The sequence below is a fragment of the Aeromonas sp. HMWF014 genome (genome assembly GCF_963878295.1).
Classification (GTDB): domain Bacteria; phylum Pseudomonadota; class Gammaproteobacteria; order Enterobacterales; family Aeromonadaceae; genus Aeromonas; species Aeromonas popoffii.
Genome location: NZ_CAWNYS010000018.1, coordinates 7,268 through 8,678 on the forward strand (window position 1 = coordinate 7,268; position 1,411 = coordinate 8,678).

The following is a 1,411-nucleotide window of genomic DNA, read 5'->3' on the forward strand; positions in this document are numbered from 1 at the left end:
AAGGAGTCGGTATGATCGGGGCTGAACCCGTCATTGAGAAGCGTCGCTGGTTGTCGCCAGTCTGGTTGTTGCCCGCCATTGCCCTCTTGCTGGCAGGTGGCTTCGTCTACCAGCAGTTTGCGAGCAGTGGCCAACTTATTCGCATCAACTTTGCCCAGGGCAATGGCATCTTGCCGGGCAAGACCCAGGTGCGCTATCAGGGTGTGGCTATCGGTGTGGTGCAGGAGCTGGCGCTGGCCGAGGACGGCCGCAAGATAGCCGTGCTGGCCAAGATTGACAGTCGTGCCCGGCCGCTTATCCGCAAGGGGTCCGACTTCTGGCTGGTGAGCCCCAAGGCATCACTCACCGAGATCTCGGGCCTGGATACTCTGGTCTCTGGCAACTACATCAATCTGCAACCCGGTCGGGAGAACAACCCGCTGGAAGAGGAGTTTGATGCGCTGGATGGCCCTCCCCCCGGCTATCAGGCACAGGGGCGCATGCTGCACTTGACCGCCGATTCGCTGGGATCTATCGGGATCGGCGCCAAACTCTATTTCCGCGGTATTGAGGTAGGCAGTGTCATCAACACCCGTCTCGGCCAGGACAACCAGAACGTGATCCTGGATCTGGTGATCGAGCCGCGTTTCGAACACCTCATCAAGGCCGATACCCGCTTTTGGAACATCAGTGGCATCAAAGGCTCCTTCAGCCTAGCCGGGGTCAATGTGGAGGCTGGCAGCCTTACCTCCATACTGAGCGGCGGCATAGCGTTTGACTCCCCCAAAGCCTCCCCCGAGCCGGAGAAAGGCCAGACCTTCGTCCTCTACAAGGGGCTGGCCGAAGCGGCCCGTGGCGAGCGGATCGACATAGTGGCCGGTGATCTGCCCATCAAGGAGGGAATGCCCATCCTTTTCGAAGGGATCGAGATTGGCCGGGTTGACCCCGTTCGCCTGACCGACAAGGGTCGAGTGGTGACGGCGTTGATCAACCCTGAACAGGCATTTCGGATCACCGACAACAGTCGCCTCGTCTGGGAGACAGTCTCCTTCGGTGCCGCCGGCCTCAAACATGCGGATCGCCTGCTGGCCGGCCCGGCCATTCGCCTTGACTACGTGGAAGGTGACAGGGTCAGGGCCATGACCTTGAGCAGCAAGGATCAAGTCAGTGGCACCCGGGTCACTCTGCAGGCCGACGATCTGGCGGGGCTCAATGAAGGGGCTCCGCTCTGGTACAAGGGGCTGCCGGTAGGCCAGATCAGTCAGCTGACTCTGGATGCCAAGGGCAATGCCAGCGTCGCTCTGGTGGTCAACAGCCAGTATCAACATCTGCTGGCACGGGCCCGTTTCTATCGGGCGGCGCCGCTGCAGATCGAGGCTGATCTCAGCGGTATCAAGGTGGAGACCAGTCCGGCCAGCGCCTGGATCGGCGG

The 1,411-nt window shown here is 61.2% G+C and carries 1 protein-coding gene; it reads left to right on the forward strand.

Translation table 11 applies throughout. The annotated features are described in order from the left end of the window. Positions 1-11: 11 nt before the first annotated feature. Positions 12-1,411, forward strand: a 1,400-nt coding sequence (locus AAC083_RS00660) for a PqiB family protein (protein WP_146181551.1), incomplete at its 3' end; no start/stop codon positions are given.